The 21,648-nt window shown below is 67.2% G+C and carries 18 protein-coding genes; 11 read left to right on the forward strand and 7 right to left on the reverse strand.

Annotated features, from left to right (window positions below; translation table 11 throughout):
• The first annotated feature begins 66 nt into the window (after positions 1–66).
• Positions 67–687: a flavin reductase family protein gene (locus AC5P78_RS06155; RefSeq protein ID WP_012479264.1), complete on the forward strand. Its 621-nt coding sequence runs from the start codon at positions 67–69 to the stop codon at positions 685–687.
• 68 nt (positions 688–755) lie between these two features.
• Here AC5P78_RS06155 and AC5P78_RS06160 read toward each other — a convergent pair whose 3' ends face one another.
• The 5 genes from AC5P78_RS06160 to grxC all read right to left on the reverse strand — a co-directional run bounded on the left by AC5P78_RS06160 (position 756) and on the right by grxC (position 4,719).
• The gene (locus AC5P78_RS06160; protein WP_012479263.1) at positions 756–1,664 is read right to left on the reverse strand and encodes a LysR family transcriptional regulator; all 909 of its coding nucleotides are present in this window, start codon (positions 1,662–1,664) and stop codon (positions 756–758) included.
• 53 nt (positions 1,665–1,717) lie between these two features.
• Positions 1,718–2,461, reverse strand: coding sequence for a cysteine hydrolase family protein (locus tag AC5P78_RS06165; RefSeq protein ID WP_044569566.1), 744 nt, complete (start codon positions 2,459–2,461; stop codon positions 1,718–1,720).
• A gap of 252 nt (positions 2,462–2,713) precedes the next feature.
• On the reverse strand, positions 2,714–3,718 hold the full coding sequence (locus tag AC5P78_RS06170) for an isocitrate dehydrogenase (protein WP_012479261.1): 1,005 nt from the start codon (positions 3,716–3,718) through the stop codon (positions 2,714–2,716).
• Positions 3,719–4,039: 321 nt separating this feature from the next.
• The gene (locus tag AC5P78_RS06175) at positions 4,040–4,432 is read right to left on the reverse strand and encodes a carboxymuconolactone decarboxylase family protein (RefSeq protein ID WP_005412372.1); all 393 of its coding nucleotides are present in this window, start codon (positions 4,430–4,432) and stop codon (positions 4,040–4,042) included.
• Complete coding sequence (gene grxC / locus AC5P78_RS06180; RefSeq protein ID WP_004154541.1) at positions 4,429–4,719, reverse strand: glutaredoxin 3; 291 nt, start codon at positions 4,717–4,719, stop codon at positions 4,429–4,431. The genes AC5P78_RS06175 and grxC overlap by 4 nt, the downstream gene beginning before the upstream one ends.
• A gap of 142 nt (positions 4,720–4,861) precedes the next feature.
• Between grxC and AC5P78_RS06185 the strand changes: the two genes are divergently transcribed.
• The 5 genes from AC5P78_RS06185 to ppx all read left to right on the forward strand — a co-directional run bounded on the left by AC5P78_RS06185 (position 4,862) and on the right by ppx (position 12,653).
• Positions 4,862–6,508, forward strand: a complete 1,647-nt coding sequence (locus tag AC5P78_RS06185; RefSeq protein WP_005412370.1) for a M48 family metalloprotease — start codon at positions 4,862–4,864, stop codon at positions 6,506–6,508.
• Between the two features lie 116 nt (positions 6,509–6,624).
• The gene (gene phoB, locus AC5P78_RS06190; RefSeq protein ID WP_005408258.1) at positions 6,625–7,314 is read left to right on the forward strand and encodes a phosphate regulon transcriptional regulator PhoB; all 690 of its coding nucleotides are present in this window, start codon (positions 6,625–6,627) and stop codon (positions 7,312–7,314) included.
• A gap of 105 nt (positions 7,315–7,419) precedes the next feature.
• Positions 7,420–8,751: a phosphate regulon sensor histidine kinase PhoR gene (phoR, locus tag AC5P78_RS06195; RefSeq protein ID WP_005408257.1), complete on the forward strand. Its 1,332-nt coding sequence runs from the start codon at positions 7,420–7,422 to the stop codon at positions 8,749–8,751.
• A 4-nt stretch (positions 8,752–8,755) separates the two neighbouring features.
• Positions 8,756–10,843, forward strand: coding sequence for a polyphosphate kinase 1 (gene ppk1 / locus AC5P78_RS06200; RefSeq protein WP_005408256.1), 2,088 nt, complete (start codon positions 8,756–8,758; stop codon positions 10,841–10,843).
• A gap of 283 nt (positions 10,844–11,126) precedes the next feature.
• The gene (gene ppx / locus AC5P78_RS06205; RefSeq protein WP_005408255.1) at positions 11,127–12,653 is read left to right on the forward strand and encodes an exopolyphosphatase; all 1,527 of its coding nucleotides are present in this window, start codon (positions 11,127–11,129) and stop codon (positions 12,651–12,653) included.
• 77 nt (positions 12,654–12,730) lie between these two features.
• On the opposite strand, the gene AC5P78_RS06210 is transcribed toward ppx, so the two are convergent.
• On the reverse strand, positions 12,731–12,904 hold the full coding sequence (locus AC5P78_RS06210; RefSeq protein WP_154344324.1) for a hypothetical protein: 174 nt from the start codon (positions 12,902–12,904) through the stop codon (positions 12,731–12,733).
• Positions 12,905–13,047: 143 nt separating this feature from the next.
• Between AC5P78_RS06210 and AC5P78_RS06215 the strand changes: the two genes are divergently transcribed.
• The 4 genes from AC5P78_RS06215 to lpxH all read left to right on the forward strand — a co-directional run bounded on the left by AC5P78_RS06215 (position 13,048) and on the right by lpxH (position 18,620).
• The gene (locus AC5P78_RS06215; protein WP_005408253.1) at positions 13,048–15,972 is read left to right on the forward strand and encodes a TonB-dependent receptor plug domain-containing protein; all 2,925 of its coding nucleotides are present in this window, start codon (positions 13,048–13,050) and stop codon (positions 15,970–15,972) included.
• 142 nt (positions 15,973–16,114) lie between these two features.
• Positions 16,115–17,260, forward strand: a complete 1,146-nt coding sequence (locus AC5P78_RS06220; RefSeq protein ID WP_012479258.1) for a glycosyltransferase family 4 protein — start codon at positions 16,115–16,117, stop codon at positions 17,258–17,260.
• On the forward strand, positions 17,241–17,780 hold the full coding sequence (locus AC5P78_RS06225) for a phosphatase PAP2 family protein (RefSeq protein ID WP_005408251.1): 540 nt from the start codon (positions 17,241–17,243) through the stop codon (positions 17,778–17,780). The genes AC5P78_RS06220 and AC5P78_RS06225 overlap by 20 nt, the downstream gene beginning before the upstream one ends.
• Before the next feature lie 93 nt (positions 17,781–17,873).
• A complete protein-coding gene (lpxH, locus tag AC5P78_RS06230) occupies positions 17,874–18,620 on the forward strand; it encodes a UDP-2,3-diacylglucosamine diphosphatase (RefSeq protein ID WP_012479257.1) in 747 nt (248 codons plus the stop codon).
• A gap of 87 nt (positions 18,621–18,707) precedes the next feature.
• Here lpxH and AC5P78_RS06235 read toward each other — a convergent pair whose 3' ends face one another.
• Positions 18,708–19,961, reverse strand: a complete 1,254-nt coding sequence (locus AC5P78_RS06235; RefSeq protein WP_012479256.1) for a zinc-dependent metalloprotease — start codon at positions 19,959–19,961, stop codon at positions 18,708–18,710.
• 225 nt (positions 19,962–20,186) lie between these two features.
• On the opposite strand from AC5P78_RS06235, the gene AC5P78_RS06240 reads away from it, so the two are divergent.
• Complete coding sequence (locus tag AC5P78_RS06240) at positions 20,187–21,644, forward strand: T6SS phospholipase effector Tle1-like catalytic domain-containing protein (protein WP_414498597.1); 1,458 nt, start codon at positions 20,187–20,189, stop codon at positions 21,642–21,644.
• The last annotated feature ends 4 nt before the right edge of the window (positions 21,645–21,648 follow it).

Genomic DNA, 21,648 nt, shown 5'->3' on the forward strand with positions numbered 1-21,648 from the left:
CCGCGATCCGCAAGGGTCGCGGCTTTTTTGTAGAGTCGAGCTGGCCCACACGTCCCCTGCCCCCCCATGCCCGACACCTTTCACAGCTACCGCCCGGCGGAGGGCCACCGCCTGCCGCATGACCCGTTCAACGCCATCATCGGCCCGCGCCCGATCGGCTGGATTTCCAGCCAGGACGCGGGCGGCACGTTGAACCTGGCGCCCTACAGCTTCTTCAACGCCTTCAACTACACCCCGCCGATCATCGGCTTCTCCAGCCAGGGCCGCAAAGACTCGCTGCGCAACATCGAAGCCACCGGAGAGTTCGTCTGGAACCTGGCCACCTTCGACCTGGCCGAGGCCATGAACGAAAGCTGCCGCGCGGTTGCACCGGATGTCGACGAGTTCGCCCTCGCCGGCCTGACCCCGCTGGCATCCACGCAGGTCGCGCCACCGCGTGTGGCACAGAGCCCGGTGAGCATGGAATGCCGCTGCACCCAGATCGTGCGCCTGCGCGATGCCGCCGGACAGGACACCCACGGTTGGCTGGTGCTGGGCGAAGTCGTGGCGGTGCATATCGATGCACGGTTGCTGGTCGATGGCATCTACGACACCGCGGCGGCGGCACCGATCCTGCGCGGCGGCGGCCCCGCCGATTACTTCCGTATCGGCGCCGAACAGCGCTTCCGCATGTTCCGCCCAGCCTGATCCCAGCCCTTTGCGGGGCAACCCGCAGAGTCACCGACGCTATCACCACCACGGCTGCAGCCGCGCGGCTACCCCGCCGAACCCATCGCTGCAGCGTAGTGCGCCGCAAGGTGCTCGACCAGCGCGCGCACCTTGGGGGCGAGCGCGCGTGCATGCGGATACAGCGCGAAATAGCGCCGCTGGCCGGCATGCCAGGCTGGCAGCACGCGGATCAGACGACCGGCGCGCAGGTCCTCCTGCACGGTCAACGCGGTGAACAGGCTGATGCCCATTCCGGCCAGCGCGGCGGCATACAGGGCGGGGGTGGCATCCACGCGCAGGCGCTGCCCGGCGTCAACGCTCACGCTCGCGCCACGCGGCCCCTGCAATTGCCAGGGCGGCATTGACGGCGTGGGACTGAAACCCAGCAGCGTGTGCTGTTCGAGATCTGCTGCCTGTCGCGGCAGGCCATGGCGAGCCAGGTAGGCCGGTGCCGCGACCAGGATGCGCGGGCAGCTGGCCAGCTCGCGCGCGACCAGCTGGCTGTCCGGCAATGAAGCCGCAATGCGCAGGGCCAGGTCGAAACCACCGCCCACCACATCGACCAGCTGATCATCCGCCGACAGGTCCAGCGTGACCTGCGGGTAGCGCTGCAGGAACGAGGGCAGCCAGTGCGGCAGCTCCTGGCTGGCCACCACCTGCGGCACGCTGATCCGTACGCGGCCACTGGGTTGCGCCTGCCCGGCGCGGGCACGGTCGTCGGCCTCCTGCAGGCGGTCCAGCAGCGTTGCCGCCTCGCGGTAGTAGTCGCGCCCGGCCTCGGTCAATGACAACCGACGGCTGTTGCGATCGAGCAGGCGCACCTGCAGGTGTTCTTCCAACTGGCGCAGCTGCCGGGACATCGCCGAGTGGGTGGTCCCCAGGCGTTCAGCGGCCGCGGTGAAACTGCCCGCGTCAACGATGGCGCGCAGCGCACGCAGGGCGGCGAAGTGATCCATCGGCGGGCAGCTCCGTCTGGCGGGGCCCACGGCATGCGGGCCCCGCCAGCTTATCAAGCGCCGTCGCCAGCCTTGCGCACCGGCAGTGCGAGGATCGCGTCAGTCGTCATGACATCGCCGAAGGTGTCCTCGATCTGGGCCAGAGAGGCTTCATGCAGCGCGCGATGGCTGATGCGCTGGCCGCCGGCCAGGTCCAGGTCACGGCTGGCACTGGCATCGGAGGCCACGATCACCCGATAGCCGCGCGGCGCGGCGGCCGCATCGCGCGCGGCACCGGCCACGCAGGCGTGGGTCTGCAGGCCGGTGACGATCAGCGTGTCGATGCCGGCGCTCTTCAGCACCTGGTCGAGCACGGCGGCGGACGCGCCGGCGAACACGCTGACGTTGTCCTTCTGCACCACGGTCTCGCCCTGGCGCGGCTGCAGGTCGCGATGGAAGGCCGCATTGACGCTGCCCTGCGCAAACAGCGGCGCGCCGGCCGGCAGCACATGCTGCACGTGGATCACACCGATGCCATTGGCGCCGGCAAATTCGACCACCCGCTTCGCCTGGCGCAGTGCGGCCATGCCGTCGGGGATGACCATGCGGCCACCGGCAAAGCCCGGTGCGGCGCTGGCATCGAAATACTCGTTCTGGAAGTCGATCACCAGCACGGCGGTCTTCGCTGCATCCAGCGAGGTCGCGACCGGCGCGCCGGCCATCTGGCGGATGGTGGGATGGGCCGGATCAACGGCGGCAACCGGGGCGGTGGCGGCCATGCCGATCAGGCTGGCCAGGCCGAAGGTGGTGAGGTTCATGTGCGGATTCCTGCGATGGGTGTGGAGCACAGGATGCGGAGCGCCTGGCGCACGAACCAGCCCCACAGAGGCACATGATCTGTGCGAAGCTCGCACAGGCCACATCTGTAGCGTCGAGCCATGCTCGACGGCCTTTCTGCGGTTGCCGACACGAAGATCAGTCGAGCATGGCTCGACGCTACACCGGCGGAGAAACGCAACGGGGCGCCCGAAGGCGCCCCGCTGTGGATCCAACCGCGATCGACCTGCCGCTTACAGGCGGCTGGCGATGGCCTTGGCGAAGCTCATGGTGGTGCCGGTGCCGCCCAGGTCGCCGGTCAGCGAGTCCTTGGCTTCCATGGTCGCCACGATGGCCTTGCGCAGGCGCTCGGCGTTTTCCGGCTGGCCGATATGGTCCAGCATCTGCGCGGCTGCCAGCAGCAGCGCGCACGGATTGGCCTTGCCCTGGCCGGCGATGTCCGGCGCGGTGCCGTGCACGGCTTCGAAGATCGCCGCGTCCTTGCCGATGTTGGCACCCGGGGCCAGGCCCAGGCCGCCCACCAGGCCGGCGCACAGATCGGAGATGATGTCGCCGAACAGGTTGGTGGTGACGATCACGTCGAACTGTTCCGGACGCATCACCAGCTGCATGCAGCAGTTGTCGACGATCATTTCCTGGAACTCGATGTCCGGGTACTGCGCGGCCACTTCACGGGCGACGTTCAGGAACAGGCCCGAGGTCGACTTGATGATGTTGGCCTTGTGCACGGCGGTGACCTTCTTGCGGCCGGTGCTCTTGGCCAGCTCGAAGGCGTAGCGCACGATGCGCTCGGAGCCCTTGCGGGTGATGCGGGTGCCGGAGAAGGCGGTCTCGCCGTCGGCCGACACTTCCTGGCCTTCGGCCAGGTAGGCACCCTCGGTGTTCTCACGAACGGTGATCAGGTCGACGTTGTCGAAACGCGACTTGGTGTTCGGGAAGGTGTGGGCCGGACGCACGTTGGCGTACAGGTCGAAATGGCGGCGCAGGCTGACGTTGATCGAGGTGAAGCCACCACCGACCGGGGTGGTCAGCGGGCTCTTCAGCGCGACCTTGTTGCGCGCGATCGATTCCAGGGTCACCGCCGGCATCAGGTCGCCGTGCTTTTCCAGGGCCACCAGGCCGGCGTCGGCGTCTTCGTACTCCAGGCCAGTCTTGAGCTGGTCGAGCACGAACAGGGTGGCGTCCATGATTTCCGGGCCAATGCCGTCGCCGCGGATGACCGTAATTTTCTGCGTCATTGATCGATGTTCCGAACAGGGGGAAAAACGCCGTCCGGACGTGCCCGGAAACGCCGGCGCAAAGGAAGTTTCACCGGCAATTATGCCTGAGACGGGGCCGAGGTCCCAAATAGACCATGGTCCCAGTGCCCGGCTCAGGCAGAATTGCCCGCGCATTCTTCCTCTACCCCCGCCTGTCGGCGCGCCCCTTCAACAAGAAGGGGCTCCTGGGCTGCTGGATCGCGGGACAGGCCCCCTCGCGGGCCCGGTAGTGCCGGCCGCTGGCCGGCAACCTCGGCCAGGTCGAGTTCAGGCGATGCCGGCCAGCGGCCGGCACTACCCTCAGTGCTCGTGCGCTGCCGGAGCGCTGGCGCCGCCTTCAAGCTGGTCGAGGAAGTCGACCGCGCGGCGCAGGTGCGGGATCACGATGGAACCGCCCACCACCAGGCCGACCGAGAAGGTCTCGAAGAACTCTTCACGGGTCACGCCGGCGTCCTTGCACTGGGCCACGTGGTAGCTGATGCAGTCGTCGCAGCGCAGCACCATTGAGGCCACCAGGCCCAGCAGTTCCTTGGTCTTCACATCCAGCGCGCCGGCCTGGTAGGTCTGCGTGTCCAGTGCGAAGAAGCGCCGCACCACCTGGTTCGGTTCGCCCAGGATGCGTTCGTTCATGCGCTTGCGGAAGTCGGTGAATTCGGCGATGCGGTCCTTGCTGCCGTCGTCGGCCGCGCTCATGCCTGGCCCTGCCCGGCCAGCAGCGGCTCGAGCTTGCCTTCACGGTGCAGGGCCATCATGTCGTCGTAGCCGCCCACGTGGACGTCGCCGACGAAGATCTGCGGCACGCTGGTGCGGCGGGTCAGTGCCATCATCTTCTCGCGCTCGGCCGGGTCCAGGTCGATGCGGACCTCGGTCCACTGCTGGCCCTTGCTCTTCAGGAAGTTCTTGGCGGCCACGCAGTACGGGCAGACGGCGGTGGAATAGATGGTGATGGCGGGGGCGCCGCCGGCGGTCTGGGCTGTCACGGGAAACTCCACGATGGATCGACGGTCTACATATGGTACCGGTGCGCTGGAAATTCCACGCCACCGCCGCAACACTGTGGGTTAACGAATGGTTGCCCCCTGCCCTGCCACGCTTGGCGCGCCCTGCCCGAGGACCTTCCGCTTGCGAGCCCTGCTGCTGACTACCGCCGTTACCCTGGCCCTGGCCATGCCGCTGGCCCAGGCCCAGGAGAAGCTGCCCGACATCGGCTCCTCGGCCGGCGAGCTGCTGACCCCGGCGCGCCAGGCCGAGTACGGCGCGATGATGCTGCGCGAGCTGCGCAACTACGGCTACCTGCTGGACGACCCGCTGGTGAACGACTGGCTGCAGACCATGGGCACCCGGCTTGGCTCCAACAGCGACCAGCCGCGCCAGCCCTACACGTTCTTCGTGATGAAGGACCGCCAGATCAACGCCTTCGCCACGCTGGGCGGCTATATCGGGGTCAATGCCGGCCTGGTGCTGACCGCCGAGCGCGAGGACGAGGTGGCTGCAGTGCTGTCGCACGAAATCGCGCACGTCACCCAGCAGCACGTGCTGCGCGGGGTCGAACGCGCCCAGCGCGACCAGATCCCGATCCTGCTCGGCATGCTGGCGGCGGTGGTCGCCGCGCAGGCCAGCAACAGCACCTCCTCCGGCAACGCGACGATGGCCGCGATCAGCTCCGGCATGGGCCTGATGCAGCAGCGGCAGATCAACTACACCCGCTCCAACGAATCGGAAGCCGACCGCCTCGGCATCCGTACCCTGTCGCGCAGCGGCTACGACGTGGATGCCATGGCCGGCTTCTTCGAGCGCATGTCGGCAGCGATGCGCGGCAACGAGGGCGGCTACAGCGTGCCCGAGTTCCTGCGCACCCATCCGGTCAACATCACCCGCATCAGCGAGGCCAAGGCCCGCGCCGAGCAGATGAAGAAGGACACGGTGCTGCTGACCACCAGCACCCCCAGCGGCGAGCGCAGGGAGCGGGTGAATCCAGCCGATCCGGGCCTGGCCGAGCCCCTGCTGCGAGGAAACAACCCCTTGCTGCCCAGCAGCGTGCTGCGCGTTCCGGTCGGCCAGCTGGCCCGTGGCGCCAGCGGCGACTTCGAGTGGGCACGCGAGCGCCTGCGCGTGCTGAGCGCCGATTCCACCGCCGAGCTGGAGCGCGAATACGCGGACATGGCCAAGCGGCAGAAGGACGGTCTCAACGACGCCCAGCGCTATGGCCAGGCGCTGGCGGTCATGCGCGGCGGCCGCAGCGGTGCCACGCAGGCCCGGCAGACCCTGGCCAGCCTGCTGCAGACCCGCCCGGACAACCTGTGGCTGGCACTGGGCCTGGGCGAGGCCGAATCGCGTGCCGGGCTGGGCGCGCAGGCCAACACCCGTTTCGAGCAGCTGCTGCGCGAGCACCCCAACAGCCGGCCCGTGGCCCTGACCTACGCCGAGATCCTGAACGAACAGGGCACCCGCGAGGCGGGCCAGCGCGCGCAGGCCATGCTGCGGCCCCTGCTGTCGCAAAGTGGTAACGATCCGGTCTTCCAGCAGCGATACGCCCGCGCCAGCGAGCTGGCCGGTGACAGCGTGCGCGCCAGCGAGGCCTATGCCGAGGCCGCCTTCCTCAGCGGCCGCCCGGAGCAATCGCTGATGCAGCTGCAGGCCCTCAAGCGCAACCCGGCGCTGGACTACGTGGGCCGGGCGCGGGTGGATGCGCGCATCGAGGCGATCACCCCCACCGTGCTGGAGCTGCGCCGCCAGGGCGTGCAGGACCCGGACCTGGACCGCCGCTGAGTGCTGCGTGACCGGTCGATGGCAATCCCGACCGGTTCCGGCCAGGCAGTCACAAACATGTCATCAAACCGTAGTCTACTGGCACCACTCCAGTAACCGAGCCCTACGGTGTCCTCGTGCAGAAACGCATCCTGATCGTCGATGACGAGCCCGCGATCCGTGAAATGGTCGCCTTCGCCCTGCGCAAGGGCGATTACGAACCGGTCCACGCCGGCGATGCCCGTGAGGCCCAGACCGCCATCGCCGACCGCGTCCCCGACCTGATCCTGCTGGACTGGATGCTGCCCGGCACCAGCGGCCTGGACCTGGCCCGCCGCTGGCGCAAGGAAACGCTGACCCGCGAAGTGCCGATCATCATGCTGACCGCCCGCGGTGAAGAGAACGACCGCGTAGGTGGCCTTGAAGCCGGCGTCGACGACTATGTGGTCAAGCCGTTCTCGGCGCGCGAACTGCTGGCCCGCATCCGTGCGGTCATGCGCCGCGCCCGCGAGGACGACGAGGACGGCAGCGTGGCCGTCGGCCCGATCCGCATCGACGGCGCCGCCCATCGCGTGTTCGCCAACGACCAGCCGGTGCCGATCGGCCCGACCGAGTACCGCCTGCTGCACTTCTTCATGACCCACCCCGAGCGCGTCTACACCCGCGCCCAGCTGCTGGACCATGTGTGGGGCGGCAGCGTGTACGTGGAGGAGCGCACCATCGACGTGCACATCCGCCGCCTGCGCAAGACGCTGGAACCGTTCAACGCCGAGAACATGGTGCAGACCGTGCGCGGCGCCGGCTACCGCTTCTCCACCGCGACCTGAGTCTCGTCGTGCCGACGCCGCGCACCGCGGGTGCCGGCGCCGGCAACTCTGCTATAACCCTCGGTTCACCCCAGTGAACCGCCGCACTTCAACGACGAGATCGCAATGCCCCGCCACATCCGCTCTGCCTGGTTGAAGACCCTGGCCACCGTTGCCGCGGTACTGCTGTTCTCCGGACTGGTGGGGTGGTTCACGGGTCACCTGTGGCTGTGCATCGCACTGGGCGCGCTGGCCACCCTGGCCTGGCATTACTGGCGGCTGCGCAGCGTGCTGCGCCGGCTGACCGCGCGCCAGCGCTGGGATACCGCCGAGGAAGGCACCGGCGTCTGGAACGAGCTGGACCGCCTGCTGTACCGCAACCAGGTGGAAATGCGCGTTCGCAAGCGCCGCCTGCTCGACATGCTGCGCAGCTACCGCGCCGCTGCCGCCGCGCTGCCCGATGCCGTGGTGGTGCTGGACCGCAACAGCCAGCGCGTGCAGTGGTTCAACGAAGCGGCCACCGCCCTGCTTGGCCTGCATCATCCGGGCGACCTCGGCGAGGCGCTGGTCGAACGCCTGCAGCCGATGCCGCTGGCGCACTGGCTGGCCGGCGGCCGCAACGCCGAGCCGATCCTGGACGTGCCCTCACCGGTCGATCCTGCGATCCGCCTGAACCTGCGACTGATTCCGTATTCTTCAGACTACTGGCTGCTGATCGCCCGCGACGTCAGCAAGCTGCTGCGCCTGGAACAGGTGCGCCGCGACTTCGTCGCCAACGTTTCACACGAACTGCGCACGCCGCTCACCGTGGTCCACGGTTACCTGGACATGATGGACCCGGAGGATTTCCCGGGCACCGGTCCGATGCTGGAAGAAATGCGCAAGCAGAGCCAGCGCATGGCCCAGCTGGTGGAAGACCTGCTGACCCTGTCGCGGCTGGAGTCGCAGGAGCACAGCGAGGAAGAGACCGTCGCCATGCAGCCGATGCTGGCCACACTACGCCGCGAGGCCGAAGCGCACAGCCAGGGCCGCCACCAGATCAGCATCGACGATCTGGCCGGCGTCGACCTGCAGGGTTCCACCAAGGAGCTGCATAGCGCCTTCTCCAACCTGGTCACCAATGCGGTGCGCTATACGCCGGCCGGTGGCCGCATCGCCGTGGAGTTCCGCCGCGAAGGCGAGGGCGCGGTGCTGGCGGTGCGCGATTCCGGTTACGGCATCCCGGCTTCCCACCTGCCACGCCTGACCGAACGTTTCTACCGTGTCTCCAGCAGCCGCTCCCGCGAAAGCGGCGGTACCGGCCTGGGCCTGTCCATCGTCAAGCACATCCTCGGCCTGCACCACGCGCGGCTGGAGATTGAAAGCGAGGTCGGCAAGGGCTCGGTGTTTTCCTGCCATTTCGATGCCGACCACGTGCGCCCGCGCGAGTCCGCCCCCCTGACTTCCATCGAAGAATGACGCCATGAGCAGCCTCGGATCCCTCCCCCTCCCCGTGAGCCCGGACAACGATCCGTTGCGCGACCCGGCGCTCTACATCAACCGCGAGCTGTCGCAGCTGGATTTCAACTTCCGCGTGCTGGCGCAGGCGATGGATCCGCAGGTGCCGCTGCTGGAGCGCCTGCGCTTCATGTGCATCTCCTGCACCAACCTGGACGAGTTCTTCGAGATCCGCGCCGCCGCCGTCCGCCACGCGCAGGAATTCGGCCTGCCACCGGCACCGGACGGGATGAGCCCGCAGGCGATCCTCAACGCCATCCACGACCGCGCGGCACAACTGGTCGACCAGCAGTACCGCTGCTGGAACGAGACGCTGCGCCCGGCGCTGATGGAGGCCGGCATCGGCGTGCTCGGCCGCCACTCCTGGACCGATCGGCAGAGGCGCTGGCTGCGTGCCTATTTCCGCAACGAGATCATGCCGGTGCTGTCGCCGCTGGGCCTGGACCCGGTGCACCCGTTCCCGAAGATCCTCAACAAGTCGCTGAACATCGTGGTGGTGCTGAAGGGTACCGACGCGTTCGGCCGCGCCGGCCATCTGGCCATCGTGCGTGCGCCGCGCTCGCTGCCGCGCATCATCCAGCTGCCGGAGAAGCTCGGCGGGTCGCAGAATTTCGTGTTCCTGTCATCGGTGCTGTCCACCTTCGTCGATGAGCTGTTCCCGGGCATGGAAGTCCAGGGGGCCTACCAGTTCCGCGTCACCCGCAATTCCGAGCTGGTGGTGGACGAGGAGGAGGTGGAAAACCTGGCGCTGGCACTGCGCGACGAACTGGTCGATCGCGGCTACCGGCCGGCGGTGCGGCTGGAAATCGCGCAGGACATGCCGCGCGAGATCGTGCGCACCCTGCTGCAGAACTTCGGCCTGACCGAGAACGCGGTGTACCGCATCGACGGCCCGGTCAACCTCAACCGCATCATCCAGTTGTACGACCTGATCGCACAGCCGGACCTGAAGTACCCGCCAATGACCCCGCGCACGCTGCGCGACAGCGACGGCATCTTCGAGACCGCGGCGCGCCAGGACCTGCTGCTGCACCACCCGTTCGATGCTTTCACCGCGGTGCTGGACCTGATCCGGCAGGCGGCGATCGACCCCAACGTGCTGGCGATCAAGCAGACCCTGTACCGCACCGGCAAGGATTCGCTGATTGTCGATGCGCTGATCCAGGCTGCGCGCAACGGCAAGGACGTGACCGTGGTCGTTGAACTGCGCGCACGCTTCGACGAAGAGGCAAACCTGGGCCTGGCCGATCGCCTCCAGGAAGCCGGCGTACAGGTGGTGTACGGTGTGGTCGGCTACAAGACCCACGCCAAGATGCTGCTGATCGTGCGACGCGAGGGCCGCAAGCTGCGCCGCTATGTACACCTGGGCACAGGCAACTACCACAGCGGCACCGCCCGCGCGTACACCGACATCAGCCTGATCACCGCCGATGCGGACATCGGCAACGACGTGCACCTGCTGTTCCAGCAGCTGTCCGGGCTGGCCTCGAAGATGAAGCTCAAGCGCCTGCTGCAGTCGCCCTTCACCCTGCACACCGGCATCCTCGGCCGCATCGAGCGCGAAACGCGCATCGCCGCCGCCGGCCGTCCCGCGCGGATCATCGCCAAGATGAACGCGTTGAACGAACCGCAGGTGGTGCGCGCGCTGTACGCCGCCTCGCAGGCCGGCGTGCAGATCGACCTGATCATCCGCGGCGCCTGCACCCTGCGCCCGGGTGTGCCGGGCATCTCGGACAACATCCGCGTGCGCTCGATCGTCGGCCGCTTCCTGGAGCACAGCCGCGTCTACTGGTTCGGCAACGACGGCGCACCGGAGATGTACTGCGCCAGCGCCGACTGGCTGGAGCGCAACCTGCTGCGCCGGGTCGAGACCTGCTTCCCGATCCTCGACCCGGAGCTGGCCAAGCGGGTCTACCGCGAGGTGCTGCAGAACTACCTGGACGACAACCTCAACGCCTGGGAACTGGATGCCGACGGCATCTACCACAAGCGTGCCCCGGCCCACGACGAAGCCCCGCATTCCGCGCAGATGGCATTGATGCAGGGCCTCTGACCCGGTGTGTCGACCAAGGTCGACACCTACCAAGAGCAGTAGGCACCGATTTTGGGCGGGATAGGATCAGTGCCGACCAACGGTCGGCACCCACCATCAGATCGCAGAAATCTGTCAAAGGCGGGGTGGGTCCGCCAACCCACGGATACCCCGCTTTTGATGTTGACGTTGACGTTGACGTTGCCTCTGCGGGTGCAGGGCGCAGCCCTGCCGCACTCCCCTCTTCCAAAATGTGAAGGCCGCGCGGTGACGAGCACACCGCCCCTTCGGCTAACATTCGCCCATGCCGCATACCACTACGACTCCGCCCGCATTGCAGGATGGCGACCTGCTGGCCGCCATCGACCTTGGCTCCAATAGTTTCCACATGGTCATCGCGCGCTACACGCTCGGCCAGCTGCGGGTGATCGACCGGCTGCGCGAGACCGTGCGCATGGCCGATGGCCTGGATGGCAAAGGTGGGCTCTCTTCCGCCGCACGGCAGCGCGCGCTGGAATGCCTGGCCCGCTTCGGCCAGCGCATCCGCAATGTGCCGCCGCACCGGGTACGCGCGCTGGCCACCAACACCGTACGCCAGCTGCGCTCGCCGCAGTCGTTCCTGGTCCCGGCCGAAACCGCGCTGGGGCATGCCATCGAAGTGGTCAGTGGCCGCGAAGAAGCGCGCCTGATCTACCTCGGCGTGGCCCACGCGCAACCGCCCAAGCCTGGCCAGCGCCGGCTGGTCATCGACATCGGCGGCGGCTCCACCGAATTCATCATCGGCATGGGCATGCAGACCCTGGAGCGTGAAAGCCTGCAGGCCGGCTGCATCGCCAGCACCCGCCGCTTCTTCCCCGGCGGCAAGCTGAGCAAGAAGCGCTGGAAGGACGCGCTGGCCGAGATCGGCCGCGAGTTCCAGCCCTTTGCCAGCAAGTACCGCGCACTGGGCTGGCAGGAAGCGCTCGGATCTTCGGGCACGCACAAGGCAATCAGCGAGATCTGCGCGACGATGAAGCTGAGCAAGGGCGCGATCACCGCCGAGGCCCTGCCCCAGCTGCGCGACGAGCTGCTGAAGGCCAAGAAGATCGACGACATCCAGTTGCCGGGCCTGTCCAGCGACCGCCGCCCGATCATCGCCGGCGGCATCCTGGTGCTGGAGGCCGCCTTCCAGGCCCTGGGCCTGCAGAAGCTGCTGGTCAGCAAGGCGGCGATGCGCGAAGGCATCCTGTACGACATCGTCGGCCGTGCCGGTGAGAACGACCTGCGCGACGAATCGGTGGCCGCGCTCAGCCAGCGCTACGGCATCGACACGGTACAGGCCGACCGCGTGCAGGACACCGCGCTGTCGCTGCTGGAGCAGGTGCAGGAGCGCTGGAAACTCGATGCCGACGACGCACGCATGCTCGGCTGGGCCGCGCGCCTGCACGAGCTGGGCCTGATGATTGCCCACAGCGGCTACCACGTGCATGGCAGCTACGTGCTGGAACACTCGGACATCGCCGGCTTCTCGCGGCAGGAGCAGCAGATGCTGGCCGCACTGGTACGCAGCCATCGCCGCAGCGTGACCAAGACCGCGTTCGACGCCCTGCCCGAGCGCCTGCTGCTGACCGCACGCCGGTTGGCCGCCCTGCTGCGCCTGGCGGTACTGCTCAACCGCGCCCACGAGGACGATCCGCTGCCGGCATTGGAATTGACCGCGGACGACAACCGCCTGTCGCTGATCGTGCCGCAGGCCTTCATCGATGCGCGCCCGCTGCTCCGCGCCGACCTGATCGGCGAGACCGACGGCATCGCCGGGCTGGGTATCCAGTTCCGGCCGTTCGTGGCCTGATCCCTACGGCCAGGGCGGCACGTCATGACGCGTCGCCATAGGCCTCTTCCGCGTGTGTTCGACAAGCTGTTGAAGCTCTACGACCCCGGCCCTTCGGAGCCGTGGTCTTTTCTGTTTCCGCGCAGGTTGTCGCTGCCTGCAATTGCCATGACGCTTTCGGTCCAGAGTCGGGGCGAGGGTGCATCGTCCATCGCTCCGCCGTCGATCAGATCAATCGATTGATTCACTTCCGGTTTGTGCGAAAGCGTCATGCCGCTCCATGGCGATTTCGTCCTTTCCCCATACCTCTCCCTCTCCTCCTTCACTAGGTTCGAACAACCACCGCCTGCGGTGGCGTTGGCGCGGCCCGCTTGGCTGCGCACCGAAGACTTCGAAGACTGAGAGAGAGACACCCATGACCATCCGTATTCCCGCACTGGGGCTGGCGATCCGTCGTGCGCTTGCAATCACGGCGACCACAACCCTGGCCGTTCCGGCGCTCGCGCAGCAGGCACCGGAAGCCACCACGCTGGACCGCATCGAAATCACCGGCTCACGCATCCGCCAGGTCGACCTGGAAACCGCACAGCCGGTGCTGACCGTCAGCCGCGCCGACATCGAGCGACAGGGCTTCAACTCCGTTGCCGACATCCTGCAGAACCTGACCGCGACCGGCAGCCCGGCATTGAGCCGCGCCAGCCCGTTGAGCGCCGGCGAAGCCGCCGGCGGCAGCTACGTGAACATGCGTGGTCTCGGTGCGCAGCGCACCCTGGTGCTGGTCAACGGCAAGCGGCTGGGCATGACCACTTCGGGTTTTCAGGACATCTCCAGCATTCCTGCCGCTGCGGTGGAACGCATGGAAGTGCTCAAGGATGGTGCCTCGGCCATCTACGGGTCCGACGCGATGGCCGGCGTGGTGAACATCATCACCCGGCGCAACGTTCAGGGTGTAACCGCCAACGTCTATCACGGCCAATACAGTGAAGGCGACGGTGCCCGTACCCAGTACGACGTGGTTGCCGGCTGGTCCAATGACCGTGCTTCCATCAGCGTTGCTGCCGAGCATGTCGAAGAAAAGGGCGTCTGGGCCAGGGACCGCGGCTTCAGTGCCTATACCTATACCGACGGCCACGCGGATGACGGCTGGACCACGGTCGGCCAGTGGGGTCGCATCACCGGCTTCAAGGGCCCCGGCTGCAGCAACAGCCGGGGCTGCAGCTATTCGCTCGACCGTGGCAGCCAGCCGGGCGGGCCGGACAGCTTCCACCTCAGCGACAACACACCGTTCACCGGCGATGTCAGCAACAGCAACGAGCAGATGCATCTGCAGACGCCGATCAAGCGCGATTCGATCTTCGTCGATGCGCGCGTGGAGCTGAACGATCAGGTCCGTTTCAACACCCAGCTGGCCTACAACCGGCGCACCACCACTCGCCAGATTGCCGGCTATCCCTTCCAGTCCGGCCCAGCCGGCATCACCCCGATGTCGGCCGACAGCTGGTTCAATCCGTTCGGCAGCCATCACGGCTACGACACGCCCAGCGATGTGCACTGGAACCGTCGTACCTGGGAGATTCCTCGCGTCAGCACCAGCGATCTGACCACCTGGCAGGCCGTCGCGGCACTCGAGGGCAACTTCGAATTCGGCGGTCGCGACTTCGACTGGGAAGCGGGTTACCAGTACAACCGCAGTGAGCTGACCCAACGTGCCACCGGCAACCTGCACAAGCAGCGCGTGGCCGATGCCACCGGTCCTTCGTTCTACAACCCGGCAACCGGCAAGGTCGAATGCGGAACGCCGGATGCGCCGATCGCAGGCTGCAAACCCTGGAACCCGCTGGTTCCGTATGGCCAGGACGATCCCTATGGCCTGACCGGCAACACGGAGCTCCAGGACTGGCTGTTCCCGGAAGAACTCACCCGCGGCCGCACCACCACCCGCAACCTGTTCGCCAACCTCAGCGGCAGCCTTGCCAGCCTGCCCGCCGGTGAGCTGGGCTTCGCCGTGGGGGCCGAGAGCCGCCGCGAGGACGGCCGCTTCATCCCCGATGCGCTTGCGCAGACCGGTGCCACCACCAACCTGGCGGCAGGCCCCACCGGTGGCGGCTACCGCGTCGACGAAGCCTACCTGGAACTGAGCGTGCCGGTGCTGCGCGACCTCGCCGGCGCCCGCGAACTGACCCTCAGCGCGGCGACGCGGTACTCGGACTACTCCACCTTCGGCGGAACCCTCAACAGCAAGTTCGGCTTCACCTGGAAGCCGATCGATCAGCTGCTGGTCCGCGGCACCTGGGCACAGGGCTTCCGTGCGCCGACCATCGCCAACCTGTACGGCGGCGGCTCGGAGACGTTCACCACCGGCTTCCGCGATCCCTGCGATACGGTCCATGGCGCAGCCGCAAGCAGTGCCGAGGTCCGCGCGCGCTGTGCTGCCGACATCGCCAACGCCGACACCTACCGCCAGCTCGGCCAGGGCAATGAACCCATCACCGGCAGCAGTGGACAGACGCCCCTGCCCTTCACCAACGGCTCCAATCCCGACCTGCAGCCGGAAACTTCGACCAGCCGCACTCTGGGCCTGGTCTGGAGCCCGACGTTCGCCGAAGGGCTTCACATCGCACTGGACTGGTGGAAGATCCGCATCGACAACACCATCGTCTCCGACCATCCCAACGACATCCTTCGCGACTGCTACGAGCTGGGTATTGCCGAGCGCTGCAGCAGCTTCACCCGCGACCCGGAGCTGGGCATCGTCAACAAACTCAACTTCGGCAACCGCAACAGCGGCTTCCGCCAGGCAGAAGGCTACGACCTGGAGATTGGCCACAAGGTCGAAACCCGCTGGGGCAGGTTGAGCGCTGACTGGAAGTCCACCTATGTGGTCAACGCCGAAGAGAAGACCACCAACGAAGCCGGCGTACCGGCCATCCCCAGCAATGGCATTGCCACCAACGGCGGCATCGGCTTCCGCGTGCGCTCCAACGCGTCGCTGGGCTGGGAGCATGGCAACCTCGGCCTGACCTGGGGCCTGCGTTACTTCTCCGCCGTCAAGGAACGCTGCCTGGGTGCGGAGGATTATCCGAACGAGTGTTCCCATCCCGACCAGCGCGCGCCGTGGTTCAGCGGTACGCGCGACTACAACCGTCGTGGATCGGTCACCTTCCATGACGTGCAGGCGCGCTACAGCCTGCCGTGGGACGCCACCGTTTCGATCGGCGCCAACAACGTGTTCGGCCGCCAGGGCCCGGCCATGTACAGCCAGCCGAGTGCCAACTTCTCCTACTACGGTGGCTTCGACATCGGCCGTTTCATCTACATGAAATACCAGCAGCGCTTCTGATCCACGCACCACGCACGGTGCCCACCACGGCCCTTCGGGGCCGTGGTGGCGTACGCTTCCGGCCGCGTCATCTGCCGGTCGCAAAGCGGTCACATCGGCTACATCGCCAGGCCCGAGCATGCCGGAAACCCGGAGGCCCGCCATGCGCTATGCCATCGTCACCGAGACCTATCCGCCGGAAGTGAACGGCGTTGCCCTCACCGTGCAGGGGCTGGAGCAGGGACTGCGCAATTCCGGCCATGAGATCGACCTGATCCGGCCCCGCCAGGCCAACGAAGCGCTGGACTCCGCACCGGGCACCCTGTTGGTTCCCGGCGCCGCCCTGCCGCGCTACCCCGGCCTGCGCTTCGGCATGCCGGCACCGATCCGGCTCGGTCGCCATTGGCAGCATCAACGCCCGGATGCCGTCTATGTCGCCACCGAAGGCCCACTGGGCTGGTCGGCGGTGCGCACCGCACGGCGCCTCGGCATCCCGGTGGCCAGTGGCTTCCACACCCGCTTCGACGAGTACCTGCCCGACTACGGCGTGGCCTGGCTGCAGGCCGCCGCGATGCGCTGGATGCGCCGCTTCCACAACCAGGCCGATGCAACCCTGGTACCTACCCGCGAACTGCAGCAGTTCCTCGGCGAACAGGGCTTCGAACGCGTGCGCCTGCTGGCGCGCGCGGTCGACAGCCAGCAGTTCGATCCGAACCGCCGTGACCCTGCCCTGCGCGAAGAGTGGGGCGTGGACGGCAACGGCCTGGTGGCGATCTACGTCGGCCGCATCGCCGCGGAAAAGAACCTCGGCCTGGCGGTGAAGGCCTTCCGTCGGTTGCAGCAGATCCGTCCGAAGGCCCGCTTCGTGTGGGTGGGCGATGGCCCGGCCCGCGAAAAGCTGGCGCATGAAAATCCCGACTTCATCTTCTGCGGCGTCCAGCGTGGCGATGCGCTTGCACGTCATTTCGCCAGCGGCGATCTGTTCCTGTTCCCCAGCCGCAGCGAGACCTTCGGCAACGTGACCCTTGAAAGCATGGCCAGCGGCGTGGCAACGGTGGCCTTCGACTACGGCGCTGCGCGCGAGTACCTGCGCAATGGCGAGAATGGCGCCGCAGTGGACAACGACGAGCAGTTCATCGACGCGGCCGTGCAACTGGCCGCGGATGACGCGCAGCGCCACGTGCTGGGCAGCAACGCCGCACGCGCCATGAAGCGCCTGCATCCGCAGCAGGTGGTGGCGGAATTCGACGCCCTGCTGGCCGAACTGGCCCAGTCGCGGAGGACCGGCCATGCGCACAACGCGGCTTGAACTGCTGGCCGACCGCGAAGCACGCCTGTGCCGGCGGGCCAACCACTACTGCCGCCGCCGCCGTGTGCGCCGCCTGTTCGCGGTCATCAGCCGGCTCGGTGATGGCGTGTTCTGGTATGTGCTGATGGGCGCCCTGGTGCTGCTTGATGGCTTCGACGGCCTGCGCGCATCGGTGCACATGGCCGCCACCGGCCTGGCCGCGCTGTTGCTGTACAAGGGCCTCAAGCGCTGGACCCGGCGCCCGCGCCCGTATGCCGCCGACCTGCGCATCCGTGCCTGGGTGGCACCGCTGGACGAGTTCAGCTTCCCTTCCGGGCATACCCTGCACGCGGTGTCGTTCACCATCGTGGCGCTGGCCTATTACCCGTGGCTGGCGCCACTGCTGGTGCCGTTCACCGCGGGCGTGGCGCTGTCGCGGGTGGTACTCGGCCTGCACTACCCGTCCGATGTGCTGGCCGCCACCGGCATCGCCATCGGGCTGGCCTCGGCCAGCCTGGCCTGGTTGCCGTTGCCGGTGTAGCCCCGGGGTCAGATCCGTTTTCCTTCGGAGAGGGATCTGATCCCCACGATGCCGGCGGCGCTACCGTCATCGTTGATGCCCTAGAATGCCTGCATGACCACGTTGTTCATTTCCGACCTGCACCTGGACCCCAGCCGTCCGGAGATCACCGACCTGTTCCTGCGCTTCCTGCGCGAGCAGGCGCCCGGCGCCGATGCGCTGTACATCCTCGGCGACCTGTTCGAAGCCTGGATCGGTGACGACACGCCCTCGCCCGCCGCCGACGCAGTGGCCGATGCACTGAAGGTGCTGTCCGACAGCGGCGTGCCGGTGTACTTCATCCGCGGCAACCGTGACTTCCTGCTTGGCGAGGACTACGCGCGCCGTGCCGGCCTGCGCATCCTGCCCGACCCGTGCATGATCGACCTCTACGGTCGCCCGGTGCTGCTGCAGCACGGTGACCTGCTGTGCACCGATGACATTCCCTACCAGCAGTTCCGTGCACAGACGCGTGACCCGGCGTTCCAGGCACAGTTCCTGTCACAGCCGCTGGCAGCGCGTATCGCGTTCGCGCAGAAGGCGCGCGAAGCCAGCCAGGCCCGCCAGTCGGAAATGAAACAGGGTGATCGCGCGCAGTTCGAGACCGTCACCGACGTGGCGCCGTCCGAAGTCGATGCCACGTTCGCGCGCCATGGCGTGGACACCATGATCCATGGCCACACCCACCGCCCGGCGATCCATTCGCTGCAGGCCGGTGGCCGTGCCTGCACCCGCATCGTGCTGGGCGACTGGTACGAGCAGGGTTCGGTGCTGCGCGTGGATGCCGGCGGCTGGTCGCTGGATACGCTCGCGCGCGAATGATGGGTCCGAGGGTGCCAACCAAGGTTGGCATCTACCCGGGCAGGTGCACGTGCCCGGGTAGACGCCGCCCCTGGTCGGCGCCTGGCCTCAGCGGAAGGCCGCGATGGTGGCCTTGGTATTGACCAGCACGCGCTGGTTGTCGGCGGTACTGGCATTGCCCATCGGGATGCCGTTGTAGCTGATGTTCGGGTTCGACCAGTAGTTCAGGCGCGGGCAGCTGCGGGTGCAGTTGTAGGCCATGATCGTGCGCCAACCGGTGCCGGTGGCAGGCTCGTAGCGATAGCCGTGGCCATAGGCGTAGGGCGAGGTGCTCGAGTCGGTGGCGATGTCATGCCGCGCGCTCTGCAGATGGCCGATCTCGTGCGCGAACGAGTAGTAGCCGGTTGCGCAATCCCAGTACACCGCCGCGAAAGCGGTCGACGCGGTCGAGCCGATGCCCGAGGCCAGGCCGCAGTAGGCACTGTTGTTGATGAGCAGCACGCCGACGTCGGCTGCGGTGGTGTTGCGGCTGGTGTGGATGCTGTCCATGTAGCCGTCGCTGGTGCCGCGGAAACGTGACAGGTCGGTGGTGAAGTTACCGGACTCGCTGTAGTTGGTGGTCTCGTAACCGGCCAGTTGCAGCGTCAGGCCGACGTTGCTGTTGACGTAACCCTGGTTGGACTCGGCCACCGCCAGCTGCACCAGCGACTGCATGTTGCCGCCATAGGCAGTGACCGCCGCATTGGTCGCCACCACCAGCACGCGGATGGTCGCCGGCGTTCCCGAAGAGGCCTGCGCGATGCCGATGTGGTCGTTGTCGGCCATCGGGATCTTCGGCAGCTGGTTGTAGTCAGCCGGATGATCGGCTGGCATCCTCGATTCGTCGACCTCGACCAGCACGTGGCGGTTACCCAGTGGACGCAGGCGATAAAGCTTGCCGTCCTTGCGGATCGAACCGGTGATGGTGTCGCCCGAACGTACCAGGATCAACGAATTGCCCGGATCATCCTGGCCGCTGGAGGTGGCGGCGGTCAACCGGTCGGACGGCGAACGGAACTGGCCGTACCAGATGCTGCCACCATCCGGCAGCGCCTCGACCTTGCTGCGCACCGCCTGCACCCGTTTGCCGAGCAGCTCGAATTCCAGCTGCGGCTGCGCCGTAGCCGCCGCGTCGACACGCACTTCCTGCACCGTCGCCGTGGACGGGGTGGCCAGCAGCTTGCCGAGTGCAGGCTCGCTGTTGGCCGATGCCCGGCTGATGACCGTCACCGGTTCGAACAACGGTGCCGCATGCGCGGCTGCCGCCACCGACAAACCCAACACCAGGCCACCTGCCGCTTTGCCAATCGATCTGGACAACATTGCGTCGCTCCTTGAATGATGTGAACAGCGTTGATGCAGCACGCCCGGGTTTGCCGGGTTTGGCCATATGGCCTGCGCGGGTCGTGTGAATTCAATAGAAGATGGGAATGAAAATCAGGAACTGTGATCGACCGCATCTGCGTTAAGTAAGGTCAAAAGCGTCACTACACTTCGCCAATACACCGCTTTCGCGCTACCGTGACGCGGCCACGACGGGGAATGCACATGGCACCAGCGAAGGACACGGACGAAGATGTCGGCTTGCTGCGGATCGGCCTGTTCTTCGACGGCACCCGCAACAACGCACACAACCTGGCGCGCGGCCGTCCGCAGGTTCCGCAGCCTCGACCGGCGCAGCTGCGCGCGGACGATGATTCGACCTACCAGAGCCGGCTGACCAGCAGCTACGACAACGGCCTGACCAACATCGCGCGCCTGCAGCAGCTGTATCCGGACAGCCGCCGTGATGCGATGGCCGCTCCCTCGCTGTCGATCTATGTCGAAGGCGTGGGTACCCGCGATGATGCCGACGACGATCTGATCGGGCTGGCCTTCGGCATCGGTGCCAGTGGCGTTCGCGCGAAAGTGCAGCGCGCGCTGCAGGTGCTGCTGCCGGCCGCACTGTCGGGACTATCCGCACGCTGGCAGCGACCGCTGCATGGCGTGCAGCTGGACCTGTTCGGTTATTCACGCGGTGCTGCTGCCGCACGTGACATCGCCAACCAACTGCAGGGCTGGGACAGCGTGCGCTGGCGCCAGCTGCTGCAGGCCGCCGGCCTGTCCTGCACTGCGAACTTCGCCCCGGCCACGCCGGTGCTGCGCTTCATCGGGCTGTTCGACACCGTTGTCGCAGTCAATGGCGGCCGCGCCGATGAGCGGCCGCAGCTGGCCCTGCACAGCGGCATCGCCGGTCGCGTCGTGCAGCTCACTGCACGCGATGAACATCGCCAGCACTATCCGTTGACCAGCGTGGCACCGCCGTTTGCCGAGATCGCCCTACCCGGCGTACACGCCAATATCGGCGGTGGCTACAACCAGCTGGAAGAAGGTCCCAAGCTGCTCAGCCGCCCGCGCCGGCAACAGTTGCGCCGCCCCGCGGTTGCCGACTACCAGGTCCCTCCACTGGCGTTGCTGCGGGCCACCACGGTCTACGCTGAAACGCAGGCCGATGCCGAACGCTGGCGCCAGCAGCTGGGCGTGGGTGAGAAGGAGGTCTGGGTGGATGTCTGGCACCAGTGGCAGCAGCAGCGTCGCGCCGGCAGCCGCAGCGTGCTGTTGTCACCGGCGCTGTATGTGACCGCCGCGGTGGTGCTGCGTCGGCGCATCGACTGGCGTTACCAGCTGATCGCACTGCAGGTGATGCAGCAGCAGGCCATCGACGCCGGCGTGCAATGGACCGCCAATGCCGCCGAGGTTCCTGGCTGGGAGCTGCCGTCCGCCCTGCAGCCGATCGCACGGCGCCTGGTGGCCGGACAGCCGCTGACGCAGACACAGGAGGCGCTGCTGCGCCGGCGTTACCTGATGCAGTCGGCGCACTGGAACTTCGATGCACTGGGCGACACCGCACTGACCTACGCCGCCGATGCCGGCGTCAGCGAACTACCCTACCGGCCGGGTCCCGGCCTGTTCTACATCAACCGACCGACGGTGGATGGCAAGCGCGTGGTGTTGCCGAACGTCTGAAAAA

Source organism: Stenotrophomonas sp. YJH_SMC_133 (genome assembly GCF_059370655.1).